Annotated in this window: 16 protein-coding genes; 5 read left to right on the plus strand and 11 right to left on the minus strand. The window is 62.9% G+C overall.

Features of this window, described 5'->3' with window-relative positions; all coding sequences use genetic code 11:
* Positions 1–99: 99 nt before the first annotated feature.
* Complete coding sequence (locus AB7M25_RS20105) at positions 100–1,383, plus strand: NAD(P)/FAD-dependent oxidoreductase (RefSeq protein ID WP_429381696.1); 1,284 nt, start codon at positions 100–102, stop codon at positions 1,381–1,383.
* A gap of 107 nt (positions 1,384–1,490) precedes the next feature.
* Here the strand turns inward: AB7M25_RS20105 and AB7M25_RS20110 are convergent, their stop codons facing one another.
* From AB7M25_RS20110 to AB7M25_RS20130, 5 genes are all read right to left on the minus strand, one after another.
* Positions 1,491–2,462 (minus strand): XdhC family protein, encoded by a 972-nt coding sequence (locus tag AB7M25_RS20110; protein ID WP_429381694.1) that lies wholly within the window; start codon positions 2,460–2,462, stop codon positions 1,491–1,493.
* A 1-nt stretch (position 2,463) separates the two neighbouring features.
* Positions 2,464–3,702 (minus strand): c-type cytochrome, encoded by a 1,239-nt coding sequence (locus AB7M25_RS20115; protein WP_429381692.1) that lies wholly within the window; start codon positions 3,700–3,702, stop codon positions 2,464–2,466.
* 2 nt (positions 3,703–3,704) lie between these two features.
* Positions 3,705–4,244 (minus strand): (2Fe-2S)-binding protein, encoded by a 540-nt coding sequence (locus AB7M25_RS20120; protein WP_007982256.1) that lies wholly within the window; start codon positions 4,242–4,244, stop codon positions 3,705–3,707.
* Complete coding sequence (locus AB7M25_RS20125; protein WP_429381690.1) at positions 4,237–7,068, minus strand: xanthine dehydrogenase family protein molybdopterin-binding subunit; 2,832 nt, start codon at positions 7,066–7,068, stop codon at positions 4,237–4,239. The genes AB7M25_RS20120 and AB7M25_RS20125 overlap by 8 nt, the downstream gene beginning before the upstream one ends.
* A 176-nt stretch (positions 7,069–7,244) precedes the next feature.
* Positions 7,245–8,186, minus strand: a complete 942-nt coding sequence (locus AB7M25_RS20130; protein WP_015095870.1) for a LysR family transcriptional regulator — start codon at positions 8,184–8,186, stop codon at positions 7,245–7,247.
* A 125-nt stretch (positions 8,187–8,311) separates the two neighbouring features.
* On the opposite strand from AB7M25_RS20130, the gene AB7M25_RS20135 reads away from it, so the two are divergent.
* From AB7M25_RS20135 to aldA, 4 genes are read left to right on the plus strand one after another with little or no spacing between them, the layout of a single operon-like run.
* The gene (locus tag AB7M25_RS20135; protein ID WP_429381686.1) at positions 8,312–9,607 is read left to right on the plus strand and encodes an MFS transporter; all 1,296 of its coding nucleotides are present in this window, start codon (positions 8,312–8,314) and stop codon (positions 9,605–9,607) included.
* A 33-nt stretch (positions 9,608–9,640) separates the two neighbouring features.
* Complete coding sequence (rhmD, locus tag AB7M25_RS20140) at positions 9,641–10,825, plus strand: L-rhamnonate dehydratase (RefSeq protein WP_429381684.1); 1,185 nt, start codon at positions 9,641–9,643, stop codon at positions 10,823–10,825.
* Positions 10,826–10,839: 14 nt separating this feature from the next.
* Entirely contained in the window at positions 10,840–11,640 is an 801-nt protein-coding gene (locus AB7M25_RS20145; RefSeq protein ID WP_454237923.1) for an aldolase/citrate lyase family protein, read from the plus strand.
* A 19-nt stretch (positions 11,641–11,659) separates the two neighbouring features.
* Positions 11,660–13,093 (plus strand): aldehyde dehydrogenase, encoded by a 1,434-nt coding sequence (aldA, locus tag AB7M25_RS20150; RefSeq protein ID WP_429381680.1) that lies wholly within the window; start codon positions 11,660–11,662, stop codon positions 13,091–13,093.
* Positions 13,094–13,169: 76 nt separating this feature from the next.
* On the opposite strand, the gene AB7M25_RS20155 is transcribed toward aldA, so the two are convergent.
* From AB7M25_RS20155 to AB7M25_RS20180, 6 genes are all read right to left on the minus strand, one after another.
* Positions 13,170–13,952: an IucA/IucC family C-terminal-domain containing protein gene (locus tag AB7M25_RS20155; protein ID WP_454237924.1), complete on the minus strand. Its 783-nt coding sequence runs from the start codon at positions 13,950–13,952 to the stop codon at positions 13,170–13,172.
* On the minus strand, positions 13,949–14,740 hold the full coding sequence (locus AB7M25_RS20160) for an ABC transporter ATP-binding protein (protein ID WP_429381676.1): 792 nt from the start codon (positions 14,738–14,740) through the stop codon (positions 13,949–13,951). Before AB7M25_RS20160 ends, AB7M25_RS20155 begins: the two co-directional genes overlap by 4 nt.
* A 12-nt stretch (positions 14,741–14,752) precedes the next feature.
* Positions 14,753–15,784, minus strand: a complete 1,032-nt coding sequence (locus AB7M25_RS20165; protein WP_454237925.1) for a FecCD family ABC transporter permease — start codon at positions 15,782–15,784, stop codon at positions 14,753–14,755.
* On the minus strand, positions 15,777–16,766 hold the full coding sequence (locus AB7M25_RS20170; protein WP_104449631.1) for a FecCD family ABC transporter permease: 990 nt from the start codon (positions 16,764–16,766) through the stop codon (positions 15,777–15,779). The genes AB7M25_RS20165 and AB7M25_RS20170 overlap by 8 nt, the downstream gene beginning before the upstream one ends.
* The gene (locus AB7M25_RS20175; RefSeq protein WP_454237926.1) at positions 16,766–17,707 is read right to left on the minus strand and encodes an ABC transporter substrate-binding protein; all 942 of its coding nucleotides are present in this window, start codon (positions 17,705–17,707) and stop codon (positions 16,766–16,768) included. Before AB7M25_RS20175 ends, AB7M25_RS20170 begins: the two co-directional genes overlap by 1 nt.
* 78 nt (positions 17,708–17,785) lie before the next feature.
* Positions 17,786–20,209, minus strand: a complete 2,424-nt coding sequence (locus AB7M25_RS20180) for a TonB-dependent siderophore receptor (RefSeq protein ID WP_454237927.1) — start codon at positions 20,207–20,209, stop codon at positions 17,786–17,788.
* Between the last annotated feature and the right edge of the window lie 35 nt (positions 20,210–20,244).

The raw sequence follows: 20,244 nt of genomic DNA on the forward strand, positions 1-20,244 counted from the left end.
TTTGCCGGTACAAAGAAGATTTTCCGGGTGGCTGGCGGCCGATTTTCAACTCGGGTAGGATCAACGCACTCGTAAAATATATTAAACAGAGGCCGCCGAATGGCTAACACTCCCTACCCAGAGTCCTACTACGCCGCATCGGCCAATGCGGTTCCGCCGCGCCCGGCGTTGCAGGATGACGTCGAGACCGATGTCTGTGTGATTGGCGCCGGTTACACGGGGCTGTCCTCTGCCCTGTTTCTGCTGGAGAACGGTTTCAAGGTCACGGTGCTTGAGGCCGCCAAGGTGGGTTTCGGGGCGTCCGGGCGTAATGGCGGGCAGATCGTTAACAGTTATAGCCGCGACATCGATGTCATCGAGCGCACGGTCGGTCCCAAGCAGGCTCAGTTGCTGGGGCAGATGGCGTTTGAAGGTGGCCGGATCATTCGTGAGCGGGTCGCCAGGTACAACATCCAGTGCGATCTGAAGGACGGTGGTGTGTTCGCCGCGATGACCGCCAAGCAGATGGGTCATCTGGAGTCGCAGAAGCGTCTGTGGGAGCGATTCGGCCACACCCAGCTCGAGCTGATGGATCAACGCCGCATCCGTGAGGTGGTGGCGTGTGATCAGTATGTAGGCGGCATGCTGGACATGAGTGGCGGCCACATTCATCCGCTCAACCTGGCGCTGGGTGAAGCGGCGGCGGTCGAATCCCTGGGCGGGACGATCTACGAGCAGTCGCCGGCCGTGCGTATCGAGCGCGGCGCGAATCCGCTGGTGCACACGCCGCAGGGTAAGGTCCGGGCCAAATTCATCATCGTCGCCGGCAACGCCTATCTGGGTAATCTGGTGCCGGAACTGGCCGCCAAGTCGATGCCTTGCGGCACGCAGGTGATTACCACCGAGCCCCTGGGCGAAGAACTGGCCAGGACCCTGCTGCCTCAGGACTACTGTGTCGAAGACTGCAATTACCTGCTCGACTACTACCGCCTCAGCGGTGACAAGCGCCTGATTTTCGGCGGCGGCGTGGTGTACGGCGCGCGGGATCCGGCGAACATCGAAGCGATCATTCGACCGAAGATGCTCAAGGCCTTCCCGCAGCTCAAGGACGTGAAGATCGATTACGCGTGGACCGGTAACTTCCTGCTGACCCTGTCGCGCCTGCCTCAGGTCGGACGCCTGGGCGACAACATCTACTACTCCCAGGGCTGCAGCGGTCATGGCGTGACCTACACACACCTGGCGGGCAAGGTGCTGGCCGAAGCGTTGCGCGGCCAGGCCGAGCGTTTTGACGCGTTTGCCGACCTGCCCCACTACCCGTTCCCGGGCGGACAAATGCTGCGTACGCCGTTCGCGGCGCTGGGCGCCTGGTATTACGGATTGCGGGACAAGTTCGGCGTTTGAGGGACCTGTAGGAGCTGGCTTGCCAGCGAAGGCGTTCCATCGGCCAACATCGTTGTTGGATATGACCTCCTTTTCGCTGGCAAGCCAGCTCCTACAGGGGCGGTGGGTTACAGTCGGTCCCGCGCAATACCGCTGCGAATCCGCAGGATATCCGCCAGCACCGCCAGGGCAATCTCCGCTGGCGTCTTGCTGCCCAGGTTCAGCCCGATTGGCGCATGAATCCGCCCCAACTCGACATCCCCAAGACCGCCGATGCGCCGCAAGCGCTCGAAGCGCTTCTGTGAGGTCTGCATGGAGCCCATCACACCGATATAGAACGCCTCGGTGCGAACCGCCTCCATCATCGCCAGGTCATCGATGCGCGGGTCGTGGGTCAACGCCACCACCGCCGTGTCGCTGTGGCAGCCGCCGTCGGCGATGAACACCGACGGCAGTTGGCGGCGAATCTCCACGTTTTCCAGCACGACGCCTTCCAGCACTTCGTCCCGCGGATCGCACAGAATCACCTCGAACCCCAGGCCCACGGCAAATTCCGCACAGGCCTGAGCCACACTGGAATAGCCGGCCAGCAACAAGCGCTGGGCCGCGCCGACACGCACACGCACGCGGTCGATTTCACGCTCGATACGCACACCCTGCTCCCGATCATCGAACAGGCTGCGCGCACCGCTTTGCAGATCGACTTCGCGGATCAATCGACGTCGACCCAACAACGCTGACTCCAGCTCGCGCAAATGCGCCTGCACCTCGCAATCGGCCTCAAGCTTCTCGACCAGTACATCCAGCACCCCGCCACAGGGCAGGCTGACGCGCGAGCGTGGGTCGTCGCCTTCGCCGTAACGAACGACGTTGACCGGCTCCATAAACGCGCCCTCGGCGACGCGCTCGAGAAAGTCTTCCTCGACACAGCCACCGGAGAGTGAACCGATCCAGTGCCCGTCAGTGTTCACCGCCAGCAGCGAACCCGGTGCACGCGGCGCCGAGCCGTACGTGGCCAGCACCGTACACAGCCAGATACGCTGACCGGCCGTCGACCACTCCAGCGCCCGGCGCACCACTTGCAGATCGAGATGCTGCATATCAGTGGGCCTTGTGCTCGAGCGGCGGCGCATCAGCCCGCAACGTCTGCACGTCGTTCACCGCCAGGTCATTGGGCTGACCACCCCAGCCCTGACGCAGGTAGTTCAGCAGATCCGTGAGTTGCCTGTCGCTCAACTTCTCGGCGAAGCCCGGCATCGGCTGCATGTGCTCGAACCCGGAGAACTTCTGCTCACCGATACCGTCGTCGATCACCCGCAGCAGGTTGCGCGGGTCTTCCAGGCGCAACGTGGTGTTACCGCGCATGGCGACGGCGATGTGCGGCTTGCCCTCGCCGCCCGGCGCATGGCAACCGGCGCAGACGTTCAAATATTCCTGACGGCCACGCTGGGCACTCGGGCTCAGTTTGTCCAACGGCACTTCGGTGAGCACTTTCGCCGCCGGTGGCTGATCGCCGAGCAGGAAGGTCGCCATGGCCGCCAGATCCGGATCGCTGAGGCCCTGGGTGCTGTTGTGGAACACCGGGAACATCTCGTTGAACATCGTGCCCTGGGCGCTCATGCCGTGCTTGAGGAACGAGCTCAGGTCCTGATGATTCCAGCCTCGGGCCGCCAGGTCAGTGGCCAGCAGGCTTGGCGCCAGATAACCATTGAGAATGCCGCCGGTCATGCGCTTGTCCTGCTGCATCGCGCCAGGCAAGCCGCGCGGGGTGTGGCACTCGCCGCAGTGACCGAGCACGTCGACCATGTACTGGCCGCGCTTCCAGGCTTCGCTCTTGCCTTCAGCCGGCTCCAGCTTCACATCCTTGCCGTACATCATGTTCCAGCCCATCAGGCCCAGACGCACGTTGAACGGAAAGCTCAGGCTGGTGACCGGCGCGGCGCGCTCGATCGGCTCGACGGTTTTCAGGTAGGCATGAATCGCGTCGGAATCGGCGCGCGGCATCAGGTGATACGAGGTGTACGGCATCGCCGGATACAGGTTCGCGCCATCGCGGCGCTTGCCTTCGGTCAGCGCGGCGAAGAACTCGTCATCGCTGTACAGGCCGATGCCGTGCTCTTTGCTCGGGGTGATGTTGGTGCCGTAGATCGTGCCGAACGGCGACACGATCGGCAGGCCGCCCGCATAGGGCGCGCCACCCGGCGCGGTGTGGCAGGCCATGCAATCAGCGGCGCGGGCAAGGTATTGGCCTTGCTTGACCTGCACCTCATCGGCGTGGGCCAGCAACACGGGCGCAGCCAGGCCGACCGCCAGCGTCAGGCGGGACAATAGTGACTTCATGCTTAACCCTCCTTGACCAGGCCGAGATCGGTCAGCACGTTGCGGGTGGCGCTGTAGTAGCGCACGTACCCGGTGCAACGGCAGATGTGATGACCGAGGCTGTCCTCGATGACTTTTTCCAGCTGGCTTTTGACGATCGGCTGACGCTGCAGCTTTTCCACCAGCACCGTCGCGGCATTCACGAAGCCCGGCGCGCAGTAGCTGCACTGGAAAGCGAATTCGTCGACGAAGCGCTGCTGGATCGGGTTCAGCTCGGTGACCTTGCCCTGCTCGTCGCGGGTCGCATGGCCTTCGATGGTCCGTACTTTCTTGCCTTCGAAATAGTGCGCGCCGGTGATGCAGGTGCGCACTTCTTCGCTGGTGCCGTCGGGGTTGTCGACGATCACCACGCAGGCGTGGCAGATGCCCTGGCCGCAGCCCAGGCGCGAACCGGTGAGGTTCTTGTATTCGTGCAGGTAGTCGATCATCGGCAGGTCATCAGGGATGTCCACCGGGCCGACGGATTGACCGTTGAGGGTCAGTTGAAGCGGACGGTTAGCCATTGAGGGCCTCCTTGATGCGTGCAGAAGTGATAGGCAGGTCGCGGACACGTTTACCGATGGCATGGGCCACGGCATTGCCGATGGCACCGACCACCGGAATCATCACCACTTCGGCGATGCCCTTGGACGGGTCGCTTGGCGAGAGTGGCGGCAGGATCTCCGCCGTCTGCTTCCAGACCGCAACATGGCGCGCCATTGGCAGGCGGTAACGGTTGAAGTTCCAGTCACCCTCCCCCGGCCCGCCTTCGTACAGCGGCATTTCTTCCATCAGCGCATGGCCGATGCCCATGGCGATGCCGCCTTCGAGCTGGCCCTTGACCAGTTCCGGCACCAACACACGACCGCACTCGACCCACGAGTGATGGTTGAGTACCGACACTTCGTTCGAACCCTTGTTGACCTTCACTTCCACCAGCGTCGCCACCGGGCTGTAGTACGTCACCGCCGCGTTGTTCAACTGGGTTGCCGGGTAGGCGATGTTCTGCCGGTCCAGCAAATGGAAACCGGCGCTGTTCATCTGCGCCTGCTTGGCTTTCGGTGCACCGTCGCCGTACTTCACGGCCAGGCCATCGAGCGGCAAGCGCTCACGCACGCCGTCGATGCTGAACTCGGCCTCGGCCCAACTCCAGCGGTTGAAACCGTGCACGGTGGCGCCGCTCACCAGGCCGCGCTCGTGAACACGCTTGGCCAACATGGCGAACGGCAGGGGTTCCATGCCGTTGGCGGTGAGCTTGCCGTCGACCCAATGGGCGTCTTCGCGGCGCACCACGTAGGGGTTGGCCTGACCGCCGTAAGGGCCTTGGCGCCAGATCTCCAGCGCCGCCGGCCACAGGCCGTGGTTGAACAACACGCGCGCCGCTTCACGGGTGGCGTGGCTGAAGTAGTACGCCGAGTTGGTGGCCGACGATGCCGAAGCCACCTTGCCGACCCAACGCGGGTTGCGCAGGACATTATCCTGTTCGGCCTGGCTCATGATGTACGGGTTGCCGCTGCTGATCAGCTGCAACTCTTTCCATTCGGTTTCACCGGTCTTCACTTCGTGCGCCGGGATACCGAGGAAATCGGCCACGACCATGGCCTGCGAGGTCGACATGCCGGTGCCAATCTCGATACCGATGTGGCGCAGGCTGATGCGACCTTCGGCGGTGAATTCAATGCTGGCCATCGGCGCTTCGGAACCGGTGCCAAAGTCTTTCTGGCAGATGGCGAAACCCACGCCGTACCAGTTGTCCGGATCGGCGGCTTCGCGTTGTTTCTTGATCGCGTCGCGGTTTTTCCAGACCTCGTGGACCGCCGCCTTGTCGAGAATCTCGTGCAGGCGCAAGGCACCGGCCGGGATCGCGCCCTGGGTGTTTTTCATGCCCGAGCGCAACGCATTTTTGCGACGCAGTTCAATGGCATCGACACCCAGGCGATCGGCGATTTCGTCGACCATCATTTCGGTCGACGCCATGCTCTGCAGGGTGCCGTAGCCACGCATCGACCCGGCTTCTACCGCGCGGGAATGGTAAGCCGTGACCTGCAGGTCGTTCTGCGGCATGTAATAGATCGATTGCGCGGCCGTGGCGCCCACTGCCGCCACCGACGGGCTGTAGTTGATTCGCCCGCCACCGTCGACGCTCATTTCAGCGCGGAAAATCTTGAAGCTGTGGTCGTTCTTGTCCACCGCCAACTGGTAGCGAATGTCGAACGGGTGACGCTTGATGCCGCTCTGGAACTGCTCGTAGCGGTCGTTGGCCAGGCGCACCGGCACACCGGCGCCGTACAACGCAGCCAGCGCTGCGTAGTAGACGAAAATGTTGTGGTCTTTGGAGCCGTAACCGACGGTGTAACCCGGGTGCATGTTCAGGTTGGCCAGGCCGAAACGCGACGGCGCGATCATCTTCGCGGTCTCGGTCGCGGCTTCCAGCGGGCACTGGGTGGCGACGACGAAATGCAGGGTCTTGGTGGCCGGGTCGTACCAGCCGTTGCCGTTGTCCGGCTCCAGGGCGGCCGGCTCGATCGACGGGGTCTTGTAGCGTTCGTCGAACACCAGCCAGTTGTCCGGCGGTGTGTCGATCTGCTGCTTCATGCGGTCGGCGTAGAACAACCCGCGCTCGGTCAGGTTGCCGTGCAGGTTCGGCTGGGAGTTCCACACCGGACGACGGTTTTTCAGCATCGGGAACAGGATCGAATCCTTGAGGCTGGCGAACTCGTCTTCGTCGGCCGAGGTCGCACCGCCGACGCGCACGTAGCGGAAGCTGCCGTATGGATCGCCTTCGTAGAACGGCACTTTATCGCCGTAGCGGATGGCCTTGTCATTGAATTTGAGTTGGTTCTTGGCCTGACGGAAGCGCTCGAAGTCGTTCCAGATCAGGATCGCCACCGGGTGCCCGATGAACATCGGCACCTTGCCGGCCGGCAACAATGGATCCGGCGCGTGTTCCTCTGGGAACACGATGCCGTCCTTGACCAGGTCCTCGGCGGTGACGATGCGGTCCGGCTGTAACTCGGCGCCCAGCCACGACAGGTCGATGCCGGCGAAGATGTGGTCGGCCTTGATGGTTTTCAGCAGCATGGCGTGGCCTTGCTGCTGCGGCCAGCCCGGCATGTCCTTGGCGCGGATGTCGCGGGCAAAGACCTTGCTGCCGCAGACCTTGGACAAGGCATCGTTACGGGCGCGCGCCTTGCCATTGTTGCCGAGCCACTGCTCGGACGGCACGGTCACGCTGTTTTCCATCAAGGCGGCCAGCGCCTGGCTGCTCAACGGTGTGAGCGTCACGCTCACACCCGCTACCAGCCCGCCCTGGAGGAACGAGCGCCGGGATATATCACGGTTGGACATGGATCATCCTCTGGGCGGTTATGGGGTCCGCCCTTCTGGTTATGTACTGGAAATCTCGAGTCTTGCAGAAGCCCTTTTCGACGATGCAAAGGGCTGTTGTTGACAGTGCAAAGCTGACCGAAAGGTTAAGTTTATAGGCTTATGCCTTCGCGGAAAACTAAAAACTGACCAAGAAATCAAAAAACCGCGACTTTTCGACGCAGCAGTTCGATGAACAACCCCAACTCCCGGCTGATGTGCTCACCCTTGCGCAACAACAACCCGAATGGCGCCATCTGCACATCCAGCTCCACCGGCAACGCCACCACCAGGCCCATTTTAAGATAGTCGCGCAATGCGGTTTCCGACAGAACCATGATCGCGTCGGTCAGCTGAATCAGTTGCTGCATGGAGTACACCGAACTGCATTCGATGATGTCCGCCGGCAACGGCAGCGCCAGGCGCTGCAACGCCTGATCCAGACCGATGCGCGCCGGACTGGTTTCCGGTTGCAGGATCCACGGCCAACCGCTGACAAGCTCCGCCATGTCCAGTTTTTTGCGCCGGGCCAGCGGGTGGCCGGCGTGCACCACCACCAGCAAGCGTTCGTTACCCAATTGCTCGAAGACGTAATGCTCACTGTCGGTGGCGGCATTGCGCCGGGCGATGGCAAGGTCAATGCGGCCCTGTTCCAGCAACTGGATCACCTGGTCGCTGGTGTCGCCCATGATGCGAATCCGCAGCTGCGGATTGAGCGCCTTGATCTCGGCAATCGAATCCATGACCAGACCCGGCGCAGCGCCCATGATGGTACCGATCGACAGATAGCCGTAGCCGCCCTGCTGCCGCGCCATCAGGTCCTCGGCACAACGGTCCAGACCACTGATGGCCGACTCGGCAAAGCGGATCAGTTCCTGGCCCAGCGCTGTCGGGCGCATCCCCCGCGGCAGGCGCTCGAACAGATCGCAGCCGAACATGTCTTCAATCTCATGGAGCATGCGGGTTGCCGCCGGTTGCGACATGTTCAGGCTTTGCGAAGCGCGGTGCAGGTTCTGGCTGCTGCTGAGCGTCACCAGCATGTGCAGATGCTTATAGCGCAGGCGATTGAGCAGGCTGCGGGAGATGATCGGCGTGGTCATGGCGGGCCTTTTTTATCGATACCCTCAAGGTATCAGTTGTGAGCTAGATTCGATTTGTAACGCATCGATCAGCGGCCGTACAGTCTTCCCCATAAGAACAAATGCCCTACCAAAGGAAAACTGCGATGAAGACTCTACCCGCGCCTCTGCTCGCCAAAATTTCCTGGCGGCTACTCCCGTTTCTCCTGCTGATGTACATCATGGCCTTCCTCGACCGCGCCAACGTCGGGTTCGCCAAGCAAGCCTTTCAAGCCGACACCCATATCAGCGATGCCGCCTTCGCCTTCGGCGCCGGCGTGTTCTTCGTGGGCTACGCGTTGCTTGAAGTGCCGAGCAACCTGATCCTGCACCGCGTCGGCGCCCGCCTGTGGATGTGCCGGATCATGGTCACCTGGGGCCTGGTCTCCGCCGCCATGGTCTTCGCCCACACAGAAACCAGCTTCTACATCCTGCGCTTCCTGCTGGGCGTGGCCGAAGCCGGCTTCTTCCCCGGCGTGATCCTCTACCTCACCTACTGGTTTCCCAGCGCCGTGCGCGGCAAGGCCATGGGTTTCTTCTATTTCGGTGCGCCGCTGGCGTTCATCTTCGGCAGCCCGTTGTCCGGCCTGCTGCTGGAACTGGACGGCTTCGCCGGCTTCCACGGCTGGCAGTGGCTGTTTGCCGTTGAAGGCCTGATGGCGACGGCGGTGGGCATCTGGGCCTACTGGTACCTGGACAACCGGCCGGCCGACGCCAAGTGGCTGACCGTCGAGGAACGCCAGCAAGTACAAAACCTGCTCGATCAGGAAGACAGCCATAAACAGAACCACGGCCGCAGCCTGCTCAACGTCATTTGCCAACCCTCGGTGCTGTACCTGTGCCTGATCTACCTGTTGATCCAGGCCAGCGTCTACGGCGTGGTGTTTTACCTGCCAAGCCAGGTCGGCGGACTGCTGGGGACCAAAGTCGGGCTGATGGTCGGCCTGGTCACGGCGATCCCATGGATTTGCGCATTGATCGCCGCCTACCTGATCCCCGGCTACAGCGACCGCACCGGTGAACGTCGCCGCACCGCATGCCTGACCTTGCTGATGGCCGCCGCCGGGATCGCCTGCTCGGTGACCTTCAGCAACCCGCTGCTGGGGATCATCGCCCTGTGTTTTGCCGCCTCCGGCTTCATCGCCGTGCAACCGGTGTTCTGGACCTTCCCCTCCAGCTACCTCGCCGGCAGCGCCGCCGCGGCCGGGATCGCCCTGATCAACTCGTTCGGCGCCCTCGGCGGCTTCATCGCCCCAATCCTGAAGAACTGGGCCGAAGGCGCTTTCCATTCACCGGCAGCAGGCTTGTACGTGCTGGCCGTTACCACCGTCATCGCCGCGTTGCTGGTACTGGGCGTACGCGCTCCCGGCCATGAAGCCTCGAACAAACCGGCCACCGTTTAAACCTGACCGCCGTTTAACAAAAGGAATCACACCATGGGCATTCCAACCATCAAACACGTCCGCGCTTTCACGCTGCGAGGTGGCGGCGCGGATTATCACGACCAGGCCGACGGCCACTGGATCGACGATCACATTGCCACGCCGATGAGCAAATACCCCGAGTACCGCCAGAGCCGCCGTACCTTCGGCATCAACGTACTCGGCACCCTGGTGGTGGAGATCGAAGCCAGCGACGGCACCGTCGGTTTTGCCGTGACCACTGGTGGCGAACCTGCCGCCTACATTGTCGAGAAGCACCTGGCGCGCTTCCTCGAAGGCGCCCGGGTCACCGACATCGAAAAAATCTGGGACCAGATGTACCAGTCGACCCTGTATTACGGGCGCAAGGGCATCGTCATCAACACGATCTCCGGCGTCGACCTGGCGCTGTGGGACTTGCTCGGCAAGATCCGCCAGGAGCCCGTGCACCAGTTGCTCGGCGGTGCGGTGCGCGACGAATTGCAGTTCTACGCCACCGGCGCCCGCCCGGACCTGGCGCAGAAAATGGGTTTCATCGGCGGCAAGATGCCGCTGCACCACGGCCCGGCCGAAGGCGAAGAAGGCCTGCGCAAGAACCTCGAAGAACTGGCGACCATGCGCGAGCGTGTCGGTCCGGACTTCTGGCTGATGCTCGATTGCTGGATGAGCCTGGACCTCAACTACGCCACCAGACTGGCGGTTGGCGCCCACGAATACGGCCTGAAATGGATCGAAGAAGCCCTGCCGCCGGACGATTACTGGGGCTACGCCGCCCTGCGCAACAACGTACCCAAGGGCATGCTGGTCACCACCGGTGAACACGAAGCCACGCGCTGGGGCTTCCGCATGCTGCTGGAGATGGGTTGCTGCGACATCATTCAGCCGGATGTCGGCTGGTGCGGCGGGATCACCGAACTGGTGAAGATCTCGGCCCTGGCCGACGCCCACAACGCGCTAGTCATCCCCCACGGCTCTTCGGTGTACAGCTACCACTTCGTCGCCACCCGGCATAACAGCCCGTTCGCCGAGTTCCTGATGATGGCGCCGAAGGCTGACGAAGTGGTGCCTATGTTCCACCCGCAATTGCTCGGCGAACCGGTGCCAGTCAATGGCCGCATGCGCCTGTCTGCACTCGACCAGCCAGGTTTCGGTGTGACCCTCAACCCGGAATGCCAACTGCATCGGCCGTATAACCGCTGAGAAAGGAGTTCGTGATGAACATGCCGCACAACGCGTTCAAGGCCGTACTGAACAACGGCGAAACCCGGTACGGCATCTGGGCCGGGTTCGCCACCGGCTACGCCGCCGAGATCGTCGCCACCACCGGTTACGACTGGATGCTGATCGATGGCGAGCACGCGCCCAACACGCTGCCCGGCGTACTCGCCCAGTTGCAGGCCGTGGCGCCCTACTCGACCGCGCCAGTGGTGCGCGCGGTGAACGGCGATGCCAACCTGATCAAGCAACTGCTGGATATCGGCGCGCAGACGCTGATGATCCCGATGGTCGAAACCGCTGAGCAGGCACAGGCACTGGTGCGCGCCATGCGCTACCCGCCCCACGGCATCCGCGGGGTCGGCGGCGGCCTGACCCGGGCCACGCGCTGGGACGGTGTGCCGGATTACCTGAATACCGCCCACGAACAACTGTGCCTGATCGTGCAGGTGGAATCGCGCACCGGCGTTGAAAACGTCGCCGCGATTGCCGCCGTCGAGGGCGTGGATGCGGTGTTTATCGGGCCGGCGGATTTGTCGATCGGCCTGGGTCACGCCGGCAACCCCGGTCACCCGGAAGTCCAGGAACGGATTCAACACGCCGTGAACGCCACACTGGCGGCCGGCAAGGCCTGCGGGATTCTCGCCCCCAACGAAGAAGACGCCCGCCGCTACCAGCGCTGGGGCTGCCAGTTCATTGCGGTGGCCATCGACATCAGCCTGCTACGCCAAGGCGCCATGGCCACCCTCGCCCGCTATCGCGAACCTGCCACCACTCAAGCGCCGTCACGCACTTACTGATCTGCCAAGGAGTCGCACCATGTCATCCGTGCCTGTTTACGAGAACTTCATCGACGGCCAGTTCGTGGCCAGCGCTGCCCACCTCGATGTGATCAACCCGGCCACTGGCGCCGTGCTGTCGAAAGTCCCGGCCTCGACCGCCGAGGACGTCGACCGCGCCCTCGCCGCCGCCCGTGCCGCGCAGAAAGACTGGGCGCGCAAACCGGCGAATGACCGCGCCGGCTACTTGCGCCGGATCGCCGCGAAACTGCGGGAAAACGTCTCGCACCTGGCGCGCACCATCACCCTGGAGCAAGGCAAGATCAGCGGGCTGGCGGAAGTCGAAGTCAATTTCACCGCCGACTACCTCGATTACATGGCCGAGTGGGCCCGGCGCATCGAAGGTGAAATCATCACCAGTGATCGCCAGAACGAAAACATCTTCCTGTTGCGCAAACCACTGGGCGTGGTGGCCGGGATCCTGCCATGGAATTTCCCCTTCTTCCTGATCGCCCGCAAGATGGCCCCGGCCCTGCTGACCGGCAACACCATCGTCATCAAGCCCAGCGAAGAAACCCCGAACAACTGCTTCGAATTTGCCCGGCTGGTCGCCGAAACCGACCTGCCGCCCGGCGTGTTCAACGTAGTCTGCGGTGACGGCCGAGTCGGCGCGGCACTGAGCGCGCACAAGGGCGTGGACATGATCAGCTTCACCGGCAGCGTCGACACCGGCTCGCGGATCATGGCCGCCGCCGCGCCGAACATCACCAAGCTCAACCTGGAACTGGGCGGCAAGGCGCCGGCCATTGTGCTGGCGGATGCAGACCTCGACCTGGCGGTCAGGGCGATCCGCGATTCGCGGATCATCAACAGCGGCCAGGTGTGCAATTGCGCCGAGCGGGTCTATGTCGAGCGCAAGGTGGCGGATCAGTTCATCGAACGCATCGCGGCGGCCATGAGTGCAACGCGCTATGGCGATCCGATTGCCCAGCCCGACGTGGAGATGGGCCCGCTGATCAACCGCCAGGGGCTGGACAGCGTCAACCGTAAAGTCCGCACCGCGTTGAGCCAGGGCGCAAGCCTGATCAGCGGCGGGCAGATCGCCGACCTGCCGAACGGCTTCCATTTCCAGCCCACTGTTTTAGCCGGTTGTCGCGCGGACATGGAGATCATGCGCGAAGAGATTTTCGGGCCAGTGCTGCCGATCCAGATAATCGACGACCTGGACGAAGCCATCGCCCTGGCCAACGACTGCGCCTATGGCCTGACTTCATCGATCTACACCCGTGACCTGAGCAAAACCCTGCAGGCGATGCGCGAGCTGGATTTTGGCGAAACCTACGTCAACCGCGAGAACTTCGAAGCCATGCAAGGCTTCCATGCCGGTGTGCGCAAGTCCGGCATCGGCGGCGCGGATGGCAAGCATGGGCTGTACGAATACACCCATACCCACGCGGTGTATCTGCAGGGCTGAGCCATGCACTTTCTGTGAAGGGCAGGCGCCTGTGCCATCGCTCCGGCGCCTGCCCCGCCCTCCCTAAATGCACATTTCATCGGCATTTCCCCGGGCGGAGCAACGGGCAGGTCGAACAGTATTCAGCGGGGTCGGTGGCCAGGTAGTAAAAGCAACAGGTTCGGCGAAAGCGAATGCTGCGCTGCCCGTCGTCCACCAGCGTCGGCGGTCGGCGGAAATGGCTCAGCGGGTTGTAATCGAGACCGAACAACGCAGGCTCAGCTTGTGTCAGCAGCCAATTGAAATCCGCTTCACAGCGCTCGCGCACTGACGGGTCTTCGATTTTCGCCATGCGTTTTTCATACAGCGAGTACACGCGCACGGCCGTGTTTTCCCAGAGGATGCGCCGGGAGACACCAGTGACACGGTTGAAGGTGTGCCATAACGGTTGCAGCAGACCCGCGAACAGTCCCCGCACCAGAGCCTCCCGCCAGGCCTCGCGCTCATTGGCTCCAAAGGTCAGCGGCAGACCGTGATGCAGGGGCATCGACGACGTCCACTGCCCATCGTCGTGGCCGTATTCGATCAGCGTGTTGTCGAGCGTCAACAACAGCCCCTTGTCATACACCGACATCGCATACAAACAGGCGCCGGTCGCCAGAAACGACAAGCGCTTGCCCAGCAGCGAGGCGGTGATCGCCCGGGTCGGCGAGCCGATCACCGGGCCCAGGGTGTCCAGCAGTTGCTCGCACACGTCCTCCTGCAACAAGTCCCGGGCCATCAGCGAACGCAACGGGTCGCGCTCGTCGCCGTCCTTGAGCCGCAAGCCGCCGGACAACACCGTCCACTGCGAGGCGGTGAAATGACGTGCCAGACTCATTGCGGCAATTCCCGGCCAAACGGAATGCACAGCGGCGTGCCGAAGAACGGATCGGCAATGATCCGGCAATTGAGGTCGAATACGGTTTTGACCAAGGATTCGGTCAACACTTCGTCGGGCCGCCCCTGGGCAATGGCCGTCCGGTTGTGCACCGCAACCATGTGGTCGGCGTAACGACAGGCCAGGTTGAGGTCGTGCAGCACCATGACGATGGTCTTGTTTTCGAGCCGGTTGAGGTCGCGCAGCAGGTCCAGCACTTCGATCTGGTGCGCCAGGTCGAGAAACGTGGTGGGTTCGTCGAGCAACACGATGCCGGTGTCCTGGGCCAGGGTCATGGCGATCCACGCGCGCTGGCGCTGCCCGCCGGACAACGCGTCCACCGGTCGGTCCGCCAGGGCCTGCAGACTGGTTTGCGTCAGCGCGCGGTTGACCATGGCCTCGTCTTCAGCCGACCACTGCTGCATCCAGCTCTGATACGGATAACGCCCCAGCGCCACCAACTGCCGCACGGTGATGCCCTCCGGCGCACTGGGGGTCTGAGGCAAAATGGCCAACTCCCTGGCCACGGCGGCCGTGGACTTTTGCTGGATATCCACACCGTTAAGGATCACCGAGCCCTGCTGCGGTTTCAGCAGGCGGGCGAAGGATTTGAGCAAGGTGCTTTTGCCGCAGCCGTTGCTGCCGATCAGTACCGAAATCTTGCCCTGGGGCAGCTGCATGTCCAGCGCATCAATAATGACCTGGCGCTGGTAACTCAGGGTCAGGCCGCGACTTGCAATCGACGTCATGCGTTGAATTCCTTAATGACGCTGTTTAATCAACAAATAGAGAAAAAAGGGTGTGCCCAGCACCGCGACAAAAATCCCGGCCGGCAGATCCAGCGGCAAAAACAGGACACGCCCGGCGAGGTCGGCCAGCACCACGAGGTTCGCCCCGACCAACGCGGCCATCGCCGCCTGGCCACCAAAACCCGGGGCGACCAGACGCTTGGCAATGTGCGGCGCAATCAGCCCGACAAACGCGATCGCCCCGCCCCAGGCAATCGCTGCACCGGCTAATGCCACGCTCACCAGCAATAAACCGGCGCGCAGCCACTGCACCCGAACGCCAATGCCCTGGGCCAGAGCGTCATCCAGTTGTTGCACCCTTACCTGCCGGGCCAGCAGCACCAGCAGTGGGCTGATACCCAACAACCAGCGCCCCAGCGCCAGCGGTTCCGGCCAACTGGCGCCGTACACGCTGCCGGTCAGCCAGACATAAGCCGACAGGGTCGTGGTCAGCGGACTGAAGACCAGGATGAAGGTGGTCGCGGCGGTCAACATCGCGCTGATGCCGACCCCGATCAACACCAGGCGCAGCGGTGAGGCCCCCTGCTTCCAGGCCAGCAGATAGATCGCCAATGCCGCCAGCCCCGCACCGGACATCGCCGCCAGCGGCAGATACTGTTGGCCCAGCGCCACGGAGAAAAACGCCAGATACAGCACGGCCGCCGCACTGGCGCCGCTGGTGATACCCAGCAGATCAGGTGAAGCCAGCGGGTTGCGGATGATGCTTTGCAGAATCAACCCCGACACCGACAACGCCGCCCCGACCAACGCCGCCAGGAGCATGCGCGGCAAGCGCAGTTGCTCGACGATGAACGTCAGGCTGGCGTCCTGGCTCGACAGCACAATCCGCAGCACCTCCAACGGCGACAGCATGACTTTGCCCAGCGACAGTGAGCCGAGCATGATCAGCGCCGTCACCACCAACGCCGCCAGCAACCGCCACAACGTGGCGACATTGATCCGCCGGGAAAAGCCACTGCGGCGCCAGGTCAGGACCTTATCCATAACGACCTCCACGCCGGGCCAGCAGAATGAAGAAGGGTGCGCCGAACAGCGCCGTCATCACGCCCACCGGGACTTCCTGCGGCAGGATCAACACCCGCGACAAGGTATCGGCCAGCAGCAGGACAATCGCGCCGAGTAGCGCACACCCCGGCAGCAACCAGCGATGATCGATGGACAGGCCCTTGCGCACCATGTGCGGCACCAGCAAGCCGATAAACCCGATGCTGCCGGCCAATGCCACCGCACTGCCCGCCAGACAGACCACCAGCACGCTCATCAGCAGCCGGATCAAACCGGTGCGCTGACCCAGGCCGGTGGCGATCTCCTCGCCTGCGTCAAGCACGTTGACCTGCCCCGCCAGCAACATCGCGCCGAACAACCCGAGTACGCCACAGATCAGCAGTGGCGCGGCGACCGACAGGCTGCGCTCGGTCAACGAGCCCGCCAGCCAGAACAGCACCGTGTCCAGCCCATCCTGATTGACCACCAGCAACGCCTGGCTGAACGCGGAGAACAAGGCGGCCATCGCCGCACCCGCCAGCACAATGCGCAGCGGGCTGAGACTGCCCTGCCCCATGTTGCCGATCAGCCACACCAGGCTGCCGGCCACGGCCGCGCCGATGAACGCGCACCACAGCCAGGCATCCGGGGATGACAGGGAAAACAGCGAGGAGCACAGGATGATAAAAAAAGTCGCGCCGGCGTTGATCCCGAACAACCCGGGGGACGCCAGCGGATTGCGCGTCAGCGCCTGCATCAAGGCCCCCGCCACGGCCAGGCTCGCGCCCACGGCCATCGCCATCAAGGTGCGCGACAGGCGCGTGGTGGTCACCAGCACATGGCTGACGCTCAGCGGATCGGGATGCACGAACGCGGCGGCAATGTGCGACAACGGAATCCAGGTGGCGCCGACCGCCAGGCTCAGCACGCCGCTGAGCAGCAACACGACGGCGGCACAGCACAACTTCAAACCATTGCTCATCAGCACACGTCCACCGTGATCAGCCGTGCGACGTCATCGAGCATCAGGTTCGCCCCGAGCATCCCGCCCGACAGGCTCCAGGCCACTCCGTCGACCCGCCACACCTGCCCCTGTTGCGGCGCCCGCATTTGCTGCCACAGCGGATGCTGCACCAGGCTTTCATAGTTTCGCTGCACTGCCGTTTTCTCCGCGCGCAAGAAAACAAAGAAAATGTCGGCATTGACCACCGCCAGACTCTCCTTGCTGGTGAGTTTGATCGATACCCCGCTCGCCGCCCGACTGGCCTCACTCCAGCCAAACCCCAGCTCGGTGATCACCGAACCTGGAAAACTGGCCGGCAGATAACTGCGGATATGGTCCTCACGAACATCCAGAATCGACACCGTCGGCGGCCAGCGCCCGGCAAATTTCTCCTGCAGTTGCTCGCGCAGTTGTGCCGTGCGCAGCTGCCAGCGGGCCAACACCTCGTCGGCGCGCTGCTGGCGGTGCAAGGCCAGGCCCATCAACACCAGGGTCTTTTTGAACTCGAACACTTCCTCCAGCATCACCACCGGGGCGATCTGCTTGAGCAACGGCGCGATGCGTTCATGGCGAAAGCGCGAGGCGATGATCACGTCCGGCTTGAGCAGCGCGATGTCCTCAAGGCTGGGCTGGGTTTCCAGCCCGACATGGGGCACCGGCTCCAGCGCCGAGCGCAGATAGCGATAGGTGGGCTTTTCACTCCAGGAATCGACGATGCCGCAGGGTGTGATGCCCAGCGCCACGGCACTGTCCGTGGCCCCCTGAAACAGGGTGATCACCCGCAGCGGCGCAGCGTCGGCCCGGGCCCACGCCGACGGGGCAAACCTGAGCGCAAGCAGGCCCAGGGACAGGCGCAGCAGCGTGCGCCTGGAGGGCGTATTGGGCTGTTCTTTCTTGGGTGGGTCAGTCAGGCCGGGCATGCTCTGGTCCTCTGCAATCGATTCATGACACAACTCGGTAGCGCCCTTCCCTGTGGCGCATTCCACGGTTGAATCGATTCAGAAGTCGACGGTCGCCGACAGCAGGTAGGTTCGTGGAGTCGCGAGCGTCAATCCAGGCTCGCTGTCATCCGAGGCCCCGGCCGAACTCCAGTAGCGCTTGTCGGCCACGTTCTCGATATTGGCGCGCAGGGTGATGTTCTTTTCTTCAACCTTGAAGGCGTAGCGCGCGCCCACGTCGATACGCGTCCAGGCATCGATTTCCTTGTTATTGGACTGGTCCAGATACTGCGAGCTGGAATAGATGCCGCGGCTGGTGAGGGTCAGGCCTTGTACATTCGGCACGTCCCACTCGCCCCCCAGGCTGACGTTGTATTCCGGCGTCGCGGGCGCGCGGTTGCCGTCAAAGGTGCCGTCGGTGGTGTCGGTCAGCTTGCTGTCGATGTACATGACGCCGCCGAGCAGGCGGAAACCGTTGAGCGGCTCACCGAACACACTGACTTCCACGCCGTTGTTTTCGCGTTTACCGTTCGGGCCGAAAACCCGCGTCGTGGCGTTGGTTTCATAGGCCGGCTGCTTGATCCGGAACACCGCAGTGGTAATGGCGAACGCACCCGCATCATATTTGGCACCGACCTCGACCTGCCGACTGATGAACGGCGGGAAAATCTCGTCCTCGTTCACCGAGGTCGACGGGGCGATCTTGCCCTGGCTCAGGCCTTCCATGTAGTTGGCATACAACGAGAGCTTGTCGGTGGCCTTGAACAGGATGCCGCCCGAAGGCGAAACCTTTTCCTCATCGTAGGCCGTGTCGCCTTTGACATTGTCCGTCCAGTCGTCAACTTGCACTCGCTGCCAACGGGCGCCTACGGTCAACAGCACCCGGTCATCGAGGAAACCCAATGTGTCGGACAACGCCACGCTGCTGGAACGGTTCTCGGTGTACACCTTCGAATCGAGTCGCGTGGGCGTGCTGGGTGTAGGTGTTTCCACGGGGTTGTAAATATTGCTCGGGGCGGCGGCATAACGGGCGCCGCCATTTTCGAAGTCCATGTAGAAATAGCTGGCAGCCAGGTTGATTTCATGGCTCACCGGACCGGTATGAAACCAGTTGCGTACCCCGGCGTTGGCTGTCCGGACATTTTCGTCACGGGTGAAGTCACGTGGCTGAACGCTGAAATCGCCCGCGTTGTTGGTGACCGCTACGGCGTGCCGAAGGAAGTCGTGATTACTTTTACGCGCACCCGCACCGGCGTACACCATGACGGAATCGCTGACATCGTACTCGCCGGTCACCGTACCGAAGGTGTCCTTGGTCCGCGCCTTGCTCCACGGCTGTGCATAGTTGTGGCGAACATCGCTGGCATGCGGAACCTGAGCTTTGGCGCCGACCTGCACACGCTCCTGCGGGGCGTCGGTGTCACGCTCGTTATGTCCGATGTCCGTCGAGAGCCGCAGGCGCTCACCGCGAAAATCCAGGCCCAGCACAGCCATCTCGCGGTCAACACTCTGGTGATCCCATTCGGTGTCGCCGGACTGCTTCACGCCGTTGAAACGAACACCGAACATGTCCCCCTCACCAAAGCGCCGACCGATATCTACCGCACCGCCGACCTGGCTGTCGGAAGCGTAGTTGCCGGTAAACGAAGTAACGGGCACGTCGGTGGCGCGCTTGGGCACCACGTTGATCCCGCCGCCCACGCTGCCCCGCGGCGAGATGCCATTGATCAGCTGACTCGGGCCTTTGAGGATGTCGACGCGATCGGCCATTTCCATGTCGATGGTGTACGTCGGCAGAATGCCGTAGAGACCGTTGTAAGAGACATCACTGTTGAACAGGCTCAGCCCGCGAATGGTGAACTGCTCATACCGCCCACCCGCCGGGTTGGTGGCGCGAACCGAGGGATCGCTGGCAACGAGGTCGCCCAAGGTACGAGCCTGCAGGTTTTTCACCAACTCACTGGTGTAGGTGGTCTCGCTGAACGGCGTTTCCATGAAGTCTTTCGAGCCCAGCAAGCCTTGCGACCCACGGCGTGCAACCTGCCCACCGGCATACGGATCACCGCGTGCCGTGTCCGCCGTCGCGTAAATAGAGGTCGCGCCCAATTGCAGGGTGCTGCCTGTTGGCGCCGGGGTCAGCATGTACGCCTGATCGCCCACCGGTTGCAGTTGCAGACCCGAACCCTGCAGCAGTTGGGCAAAGCCCTCTTCCACCGCGAAGTCGCCGGAAAGGCCAGGGCTGGTGCGCCCACTCACCAGTGCCGGGTCCACGGACAGATTGACCCCGGCCAACCCGGCGAAACGGGTCAGCGCCGCGCCGAGGCTGCCGGCTGGCACCTGATAGCTGCGCCGGGGCGCGTCTTCGGCCCAACCGGCAGTGATGAACAACGGACAGGCACTCAGGCTCAACAACAGACTCAAGTGCATCAACGGGCGCAACCGGGATGGAGCCAGACGCGTACTGCAAGGCATCACTGCGGGCATTGAGAATCTCTCTGATTTCGTTTCACTTGCCTTGA

This window comes from Pseudomonas sp. AP3_22 TE3818 (assembly GCF_053628995.1).

What these genes read in the sequence shown, in the direction of transcription:
- AB7M25_RS20110 (WP_429381694.1), bottom strand. Translation starts at nt 2,462, where the DNA reads ATGCAGCATCTCGATCTGCAAGTGGTGCGCCGGGCGCTGGAGTGGTCG.
- aldA (WP_429381680.1), top strand. Translation starts at nt 11,660, where the DNA reads ATGTCATCCGTGCCTGTTTACGAGAACTTCATCGACGGCCAGTTCGTG.
- AB7M25_RS20165 (WP_454237925.1), bottom strand. Translation starts at nt 15,784, where the DNA reads ATGGATAAGGTCCTGACCTGGCGCCGCAGTGGCTTTTCCCGGCGGATC.
- AB7M25_RS20135 (WP_429381686.1), top strand. Translation starts at nt 8,312, where the DNA reads ATGAAGACTCTACCCGCGCCTCTGCTCGCCAAAATTTCCTGGCGGCTA.
- AB7M25_RS20125 (WP_429381690.1), bottom strand. Translation starts at nt 7,068, where the DNA reads ATGTCCAACCGTGATATATCCCGGCGCTCGTTCCTCCAGGGCGGGCTG.
- AB7M25_RS20145 (WP_454237923.1), top strand. Translation starts at nt 10,840, where the DNA reads ATGAACATGCCGCACAACGCGTTCAAGGCCGTACTGAACAACGGCGAA.
- AB7M25_RS20175 (WP_454237926.1), bottom strand. Translation starts at nt 17,707, where the DNA reads ATGCCCGGCCTGACTGACCCACCCAAGAAAGAACAGCCCAATACGCCC.
- AB7M25_RS20130 (WP_015095870.1), bottom strand. Translation starts at nt 8,186, where the DNA reads ATGACCACGCCGATCATCTCCCGCAGCCTGCTCAATCGCCTGCGCTAT.
- AB7M25_RS20120 (WP_007982256.1), bottom strand. Translation starts at nt 4,244, where the DNA reads ATGGCTAACCGTCCGCTTCAACTGACCCTCAACGGTCAATCCGTCGGC.
- AB7M25_RS20115 (WP_429381692.1), bottom strand. Translation starts at nt 3,702, where the DNA reads ATGAAGTCACTATTGTCCCGCCTGACGCTGGCGGTCGGCCTGGCTGCG.
- AB7M25_RS20105 (WP_429381696.1), top strand. Translation starts at nt 100, where the DNA reads ATGGCTAACACTCCCTACCCAGAGTCCTACTACGCCGCATCGGCCAAT.
- AB7M25_RS20170 (WP_104449631.1), bottom strand. Translation starts at nt 16,766, where the DNA reads ATGAGCAATGGTTTGAAGTTGTGCTGTGCCGCCGTCGTGTTGCTGCTC.
- rhmD (WP_429381684.1), top strand. Translation starts at nt 9,641, where the DNA reads ATGGGCATTCCAACCATCAAACACGTCCGCGCTTTCACGCTGCGAGGT.
- AB7M25_RS20155 (WP_454237924.1), bottom strand. Translation starts at nt 13,952, where the DNA reads ATGAGTCTGGCACGTCATTTCACCGCCTCGCAGTGGACGGTGTTGTCC.
- AB7M25_RS20160 (WP_429381676.1), bottom strand. Translation starts at nt 14,740, where the DNA reads ATGACGTCGATTGCAAGTCGCGGCCTGACCCTGAGTTACCAGCGCCAG.
- AB7M25_RS20180 (WP_454237927.1), bottom strand. Translation starts at nt 20,209, where the DNA reads ATGCCCGCAGTGATGCCTTGCAGTACGCGTCTGGCTCCATCCCGGTTG.